At 60.0% G+C, this 7,117-nt stretch carries 6 protein-coding genes; 2 read left to right on the top strand and 4 right to left on the bottom strand.

Features of this window, described 5'->3' with window-relative positions; all coding sequences use genetic code 11:
• Positions 1–172: 172 nt before the first annotated feature.
• From GWG65_RS39745 to GWG65_RS39735, 3 genes are all read right to left on the bottom strand, one after another.
• On the bottom strand, positions 173–595 hold the full coding sequence (locus GWG65_RS39745) for a hypothetical protein (RefSeq protein WP_275200846.1): 423 nt from the start codon (positions 593–595) through the stop codon (positions 173–175).
• Between the two features lie 73 nt (positions 596–668).
• Positions 669–1,880 (bottom strand): hypothetical protein, encoded by a 1,212-nt coding sequence (locus tag GWG65_RS39740; protein ID WP_275200845.1) that lies wholly within the window; start codon positions 1,878–1,880, stop codon positions 669–671.
• Between the two features lie 498 nt (positions 1,881–2,378).
• Entirely contained in the window at positions 2,379–3,215 is an 837-nt protein-coding gene (locus GWG65_RS39735; protein WP_275200844.1) for a transporter substrate-binding domain-containing protein, read from the bottom strand.
• Between the two features lie 377 nt (positions 3,216–3,592).
• On the opposite strand from GWG65_RS39735, the gene GWG65_RS39730 reads away from it, so the two are divergent.
• On the top strand, positions 3,593–4,870 hold the full coding sequence (locus GWG65_RS39730; RefSeq protein WP_275200843.1) for a divalent metal cation transporter: 1,278 nt from the start codon (positions 3,593–3,595) through the stop codon (positions 4,868–4,870).
• A gap of 218 nt (positions 4,871–5,088) precedes the next feature.
• Here the strand turns inward: GWG65_RS39730 and GWG65_RS39725 are convergent, their stop codons facing one another.
• On the bottom strand, positions 5,089–5,484 hold the full coding sequence (locus GWG65_RS39725; RefSeq protein ID WP_275200842.1) for a rhodanese-like domain-containing protein: 396 nt from the start codon (positions 5,482–5,484) through the stop codon (positions 5,089–5,091).
• A gap of 634 nt (positions 5,485–6,118) precedes the next feature.
• On the opposite strand from GWG65_RS39725, the gene GWG65_RS39720 reads away from it, so the two are divergent.
• A partial coding sequence (locus GWG65_RS39720) for a reverse transcriptase domain-containing protein (RefSeq protein ID WP_275200841.1) occupies positions 6,119–7,117 on the top strand: 999 nt, incomplete at its 3' end.

Below are 7,117 nucleotides of genomic sequence, written 5' to 3'. Positions count from 1 at the left end.
TAGCCTTGCTTTCCACGCAAGACATCGATTTTCGCTTTGGGGTCAAAAGCGGCGTCTTGACGGTCACTTCCGGTCTACTCTTGTCATCGGACAAGCTCGGCCCGTCCAACGCTTCGCATTAGGGCCATAAGCCGTCATCGCTCCAATCAAGCAGCGATACTTGTCAGGCTCCTTAGCGGCCGTAGGGAAAGCAGCGGCTGCGATCGAGTGTGAGACCGAAATGCGCTCCCAGCGCAGCGATGGCCGCGTCGTGCTGAGGATAAGGATCGGCATTGGATGCGGCAACGATGATGATCCGGAACCCGCCGCGATCCTTGCCACCCGGTGGCAGCATCGCTGTAGTCAGTGCATTGCCCTCCCTGTCGCGCAACGTGAGGAAAAGCGGCATCTCTCGCTGTACATGGGCCTCGAGGCCGACGTCGCGCTCGATCGCGTTGGGCCGCTCCGGACGCCAGGACTGGACTGCCTTCTCCCGCTCGCGGCGGAAATATTTCTCGACTGTGTGGCTCATCAGGCGCGACTCATGCACCGCCTCACCTTCCGTCTCGATACGGAACCAGGTCTTACCCTTCGGCGCGTCGCAAATATACTGCATGTTCGCCCGTCCTGCGATCGCCGCAATTCTAGGGCGGCGGGCCTGCAAAGCCAATAAGAGAGCGAGGCGACAGTTACGGTGGGCCGCGGCCGAGCGTCGAGAACTGTGGGTGCGTCGCTCGCGCTACCGGCGGACGCGGCGTCGGGGGCGACGTCTCCAGTACGGGACGCGGCGTGTACGTACCGTTCTCCGCTGGGTTGCCGAACTTGCAGATCTCCACCACGTTCCGCAGCGTTTCATTCGCCTTGCCCAGCTGTAGCTTGAAGAAGCCAAGCTGCGTCTCGTAAAGACAGCCGTTGAGGAAGACGAGGCTGGTCGCATTATCCAAGGGGTCGCCGAACTGATCGCGGGAGGCAATCAGCTGGCGGCGGGACCCGTCGGGTGAGAAGGCCCAGACGTCGCTGTTGTACGTATCACCGAAGTAGACCGTTCCGTCGGGGCCCACCTCGAGACCGTCATTGGCCCCGAGCCCTGCGGCAAAGAGATCTGCCTTGCCCGCCGAGCCGTCGGCCTGGAGCGGGATGCGCACCAGCAGCCCGCTCCCGGTGGGACCGCCGGGGCCGCCGTCGGTGCCGGCGAAGAGGTAACGGCCATCGGGGCTAAGAGCCACGGTGTTGATTCCGATGTAACCACCCACCGTGCCGTTCTTCGTGTTCCACGTACCGGTCTGCTCGGTCCAGCCGAGCAGGGGGTCATCCGACCAGACGCCCCCGTGGCCGGCGCGATCGAACTTCCAGATCACCCCGAGCTCGAGATCGGAGACGTACACGTTGCCGCTCGGATCGATCGCGATGTCGTCGGGGAAGCAGAGCGAGACGCCGGTTCCACGCGTCACGAACGGGCTTACCGCTCCAGTCTGTGGGTTGACCCGGTAGATACCGGTTGATGCGTCGGTGGCGTCGCGACAGTCAGGATGATCCTCCGTGAACAGGTCGACCTTCGTCGCGCGCTTGAAGGCGGCAAGGATAGTGCCGTCGATGGGATCCCGCTCGATCCCGATAAGGTCGCCCTTGAGGTCGCCGCCCGGCACGTCCGCAACCTTCTTCTTCTCGCCGGTGGCCGGATTGACGTGCCAGATCTGATCGAGGACGAAGAGCGAGACATAAAGCCCGTCCTTGCCGTCCGTGGTGATTCCCTCCGGCACCCCCGGCGCATCGCCCACGTTGTCGAATGTGACGACAGTCCGAGCAGTACGACCCGCTACGCTCTGTGCGGAGGACTCCCCGGGGGCTGCGAGAACGGTGAGTATAAGAACGCCGACAATCGAGAAAACCAATCTCATCATTGCTCCGCTCCTCCCGCTTTCTTCAACGCTACATCCACCCACAATCAACATCAATGATCAAAGCCGCCTGAGCCGCACAATGGCTATTTACAGCGAACTCAAATGACCAGTTTCTGGATCGCCACCTCAACTGAAGGCCGATAGCGGCAACAGCGGGACCAGCGTGCAGATCGGGTAACGGGCCACCAAGCAAGCCGCCCGCTCCTACGGCGCTATGCGGCGCATCGACATGACCTATGCGGGCTGACGTCAGATCCGGGTCAACATGCGAAGAACTCAACGTGAGCAAATCTGGTCCGCCATGTTTCGGTGAGCGGACCTCCTGGAGGGCTGCCGCCACTTCGCCGATGGGCCATCAGCGGAAGAACTCTTGCTTGCACCGTAAGGATAAGCAGTGCCCTGGGCTTCAAAGATCATGGCAAGGCGCGAGTACAGCCCATCCAGCATTCAGAGTTGCTGGCGCAGGCTGTAGTGTCAGTCGCGCCAGGGTTCGCGTCCTCACCGGAGACCTGCGTCGGAAGGGGGTAGATAGGTAATGCCATACTTCGCGTAGATTTGTGCTGGTATCCGCTGCTCGACTACTCGGGCCAGCGCAGCATCCACGGCTGCAAGCAGCGCATCGTCGGCTCGGCGAAGCCCGACTGAAACACTCCAGTGCAGTGCCGGGTCTGGCTCGTATCCGTCGGGTATCCTTACTGCCGTGCTGGGGTGTTCGTGCCGATACCAGCCGATAATCACGGGGTTTGTCGCGCCAACTTCGATTTCGCCTGCCTCGATCGCGGCAATTATGTCTTCTTGAGAGGCGAAGACCGAAACGCGGAAGCCGTGCTTGGCCAACCACTCGTGCTCGACGGATCCAACCATGACGCCAATCTTCTGACCGTGCAAATCCTCAAGCCGACGAACCGAAGTTCGAGATGAAATGACGAGGACAACACCGCTGTCTGCGTAAGGTCTCGAAAAGCGAAGGGGTAGATGGGTTGTCAGGGGTCCGGTAAGTCCCTCCCGATAGTAGCTTGCGGCGGAGGCGACGACGCCCATCAAGACATCACAATCCAAGTTCTTAATATCACCGGCGTTTCGAACCCAGATCACACCGAGCTCCAATCCCATCTCGTGCGCTAACACTTCCGCGAGTTCGACTTCGAACCCGGCAAGGTCGCCTCTATCGGCGAGGTTCGAATAAGGGAGTGCGGACGGGTTGGCGCAGAGACGTAGGCTACCATTCTGCCGCACCTCTGCCAGTGATGCAGCGTCCGCACGGTGCGTGGTGCCTTCGATGAGCGTCGCTAGTATGGCGATAGCAGCACTGCAAGGGATCAGACCACGATGCATAACGAGACTCCAGACTCCAAAGTCGCGCCGAGGCAAGTCTTCATCCATCTTAAATAGTAGCGGCGTCGTCAGCGGACAACTCGAGCGCCGCCGCTTCCCGCCGTCATCACGACCTTGCCCCGCCCCCTCACATCTGAGGTTCGCATCTAGGTGCGATCGGAAGCGCGTTGCTGGGCCAAGGTCGCTTAAGGGTCAATCGCGCCGGTTTGGCGCTCGGTTGCAAACTTCCGGTCCGCTCCTATGAATCGACGTTTGGCTACACCGCGTCAACGGAAGCGATGGGCCAAAATCGGAAGTCGCCCTGGTGGCATCGCGACCGAAATCTTCATCTTCTGAAATAATTCACATTCACTTCAAAATAACGGCTAGGCATGGGCATGCAGGAAATTCCAAGAGCGCAAGCTGGCTCGCTGCTTCAGCGTTTGTGGCGAGGGCTTGGTCCTGGCTTGGTCACCGGAGCCGCGGATGACGATCCAAGCGGTATCGCCACCCACAGCCAGATCGGTGCGCAGTTCGGCTATGCGCTGTCTTGGACCTTTGTGCTCTCTTTTCCCCTGATGGTCGTGATCCAGGAGGTGGCTGCCCAAATCGGCTGTGTGACCGGGCGTGGCATTGCCCACAATTTGAGACGGCACTATTCGCCATGGCTTCTCAGGTCGGTCGTAACTCTGTTGCTGGTCGCGAACATCGTCAACCTGGGAGCCGATCTCGGAGCGATGGGCTCAGCGCTCCAGCTTCTGATTGGCGGTCCAGAACAGCTTTACACGCTGTTGTTCGGCGGCGTGTGCATCGTGCTCGAGGTCTGGCTAAGTTATCCGCGTTATGCAGCCGTCCTGAAATGGACGACGCTGTCGCTGTTCTCGTATGTCGCCGTGGTCTTTGTGGCAGATGTGCCATGGGACATAGCGCTGAAGTCTTTGATTGTTCCGCACATCGATTTAACGGGACCATCCGCGATGGCGATGGTGGCGATCCTCGGAACTACCATCAGTCCCTACTTGTTTTTCTGGCAAGCGGGGCAGGAAGTCGAGGAACAACATCGTCACCACGCCAAACCGCTCTGCATTACGCCCAAGACCGCAGGTCCGGAACTTGCGCGTATCCGCCTCGATACGATTGTGGGTATGGCCTTCAGCTCGCTGGTGTCGCTGGCAATCGTGTTCGCGACCGCGGCGACGCTGCATTCGCATGGCATCGTTGATGTCGCCACGTCGGCGCAAGCTGCCGAGGCGCTGCGTCCTATCGCGGGAGAGTTTGCCTTCGCACTGTTTGCGCTTGGCATCATTGGCACTGGATTGCTGGCCGTGCCGGTTCTGACGGGATCGGCGGCGTATGCAGTCAGCGAGGTGTTCGGTTGGGCTGAAACCCTCGACGCCAAACCTAATGATGCGCGCGCCTTTTATGCAACGATAGCAGTAGCTACTATGCTCGGAGCTGCTCTCAACTTCATTGGCCTCGATCCGGTGCGGGCTCTGTATTGGGCGGCTGTCGTCAATGGTGTATTGGCGGCTCCACTGATGGCAGTGATGATGTTGATTGTACGCAACCCCCGGGTCATGGGACGGCTCACTCTATCCCGATCGATGGCGATCTGGGGCTGGGCGGCGACCGCAGTCATGGCTGCTGCTTCTCTGGCTTTCTTCATTCTGAATTAGGCGGGCGAACACCGTGCTAATTATATCTGTTGGTCGCTCAGAATCCATCGCAGAGGGAGCTTTGAGTACTTCCGTTGTGGGTCATTCGCGTAGGTTTTGCCGGACCACGGCGACTTCCGGTCTACCCCGGTGAACGGACATTTTCAGGATAGGCGAGCATGTCTCAAAGGTGCCAAGAGCCGACTCGCCAGTCGCTCCGCCGTAAAACTGCTGGGCCCTCACATGCCAGGCTCGATAGGCTTGTCGACTGCGCCCCCGCCTTCAGCCCAATCCTTGAAGGCGCCGAGATTGTAGACCTGATCATAGCCCATTTCTTTGAGCACCTTGCCGCTCAAGGCCGAGCGCCCGCCAGAGGCACAATAAAGGATAACGGTTTTGTCCTTGGCGAAGTTCTTATCATGGTAGGGCGACTCGGGATCGGCACGGAATTCCAGCATGCCGCGCGAAACGTGTAGGGCGCCGGCGACCTTGCCGCTTTTTTCCACTTCCGGAGCGTCGCGTACGTCGACCACCAGCGTATTGCCCTTGGCGATCATCTCGCGCGCCTGCGCCGGCGTTATCCGCGGCACAGTGGCGTTGGCAGCTTCCATCATCACCTTGACGGTTAATGCCATGGCGTCCTCCTCTCTAGAATTCACGACCCTCAGACTGCGGACATACCCCGAGCCTCAGGGTACGCCAAGATATCACACCTCACGTTGGTGCGGCAGAGGCATCGAAGAAGCGGCGAGGACCCGACAATGACCACTTCGGGTGTGCGCCGTGACAAGGCGGCGCTTTCCAGTGGGTGCAAGTCCCACCCGGCAAACGCTCCAGCCGGAAGCAATCGGAGCAGTCATGGAGGTAACGAAGTGGCTGAAGCCTTCGATTAGCGTGTCACGAATTGGTGACAGCGCGAGTGTGCAGGCCGTAACGCGAGTAAACGCCGAGCAAGCCTCGAAAAGGACGATGCGCAGGCCGACCCGACGACCCTTTCGGGGAAGGCTGATACGGCTGGGGGAATGAGCGAAGTAGTACGCCCAGCCGCTGCGCCGGGGTAGTGGCGACAGCATGTACACAAGGAAAGCGTACGCAACACGGGAGGCCCCACGACGTGGTCAGGGATGACCAACCGGACGCCCGCGAGGGACAGGCCGGGCGCCGTGGGGATGCGGAGGGGTTCGTAGTACCGGTGAAGCCGGGTAACGCCGGTGGAGGGAAGGGACCTCAGTTCAAGACGAACGCAAGACGTAGTGAGGGACCTGGGGATTGGGTAACCTATCAACTCCGAAGAGTGTTCAGAAACTGCAGACGGCGTTGCACGCGAAAGCGAAGGCAGAAGCCGGCTACCGCTTCTATGCCCTGTACGACAAGATCAGCCGGGAAGGCATCTTGGCCCATGCCTATGCTCAATGCCGCTCCAACAAGGGCGCACCGGGTGTGGACGGCCAGGACTTCGCGGGCATCGAAGTGTACGGGGTGCAGCGGTGGCTTGGCGAACTGGCGCTTGCGCTCAGGCAGGAGACGTATCGACCGGACCCTATCAGAAGAGTGTACATACCGAAGGCCAATGGCAAACTCAGGCCAATGGGCATCTCAACCTTGCGCGATCGAGTCTGCATGACAGCAGCGATGCTGGTGCTGGAACCGATCTTTGAGGCCGATCTTCCACCAGAGCAGTATGCCTACCGTCCCCGGCGGAATGCCCAACAGGCGGTGGTCGAGGTGGAAGAGCAGCTGTTTCGCGGCCACCCGGAAGTCGTAGACGCCGACCTCGCGGACTACTTCGGGAGCATTCCGCATGCCGACCTTCTCAAGTCGGTGGCGCGCCGGATTGTTGATCGGCGCGTGCTGCATCTGATCAAGATGTGGCTGGAATGTCCCGTGGAAGAAACCGACGATCGAGGAAGGAAGACACGTACGACCGAGGCCCGGGACAAGCGGAGAGGCATCCCGCAAGGCTCACCGATCTCACCACTGCTGGCTAACCTCTACATGCGCCGGTTTGTACTGGGATGGAAGATGCTCGGGCTGGAGCGAAGCCTCGGCTCTCGTATCGTGACCTATGCCGACGACCTCGTAGTCCTGTGCAGGCCAGGGGAATCGCATGTCGGCGCGTCCAAGCTATTGCCAAGGCGAGGAAATTTGATTCTGACAGTGTCTCCTGACTCGAGAGGGGACTATTTTGGAGCGCTTCACGGAATGCTTTTCGTCGTTGGTCGATCCTCGGAAGAACCAAGCACAGCACGATTTGACAGAGATGCTGTT

The organism is Bradyrhizobium sp. CSA207 (assembly GCF_029051685.1).
Lineage (GTDB): Bacteria > Pseudomonadota > Alphaproteobacteria > Rhizobiales > Xanthobacteraceae > Bradyrhizobium.
The sequence above is the reverse complement of the archived record's forward strand: the minus strand, read 5'-3'. Positions and strand labels throughout refer to the sequence as shown.

Coding starts and splice junctions, on each gene's coding strand:
- GWG65_RS39730 (WP_275200843.1), top strand. CDS start 3,593: ATGCAGGAAATTCCAAGAGCGCAAGCTGGCTCGCTGCTTCAGCGTTTG.
- GWG65_RS39740 (WP_275200845.1), bottom strand. CDS start 1,880: ATGATGAGATTGGTTTTCTCGATTGTCGGCGTTCTTATACTCACCGTT.
- GWG65_RS39745 (WP_275200846.1), bottom strand. CDS start 595: ATGCAGTATATTTGCGACGCGCCGAAGGGTAAGACCTGGTTCCGTATC.
- GWG65_RS39725 (WP_275200842.1), bottom strand. CDS start 5,484: ATGGCATTAACCGTCAAGGTGATGATGGAAGCTGCCAACGCCACTGTG.
- GWG65_RS39735 (WP_275200844.1), bottom strand. CDS start 3,215: ATGCATCGTGGTCTGATCCCTTGCAGTGCTGCTATCGCCATACTAGCG.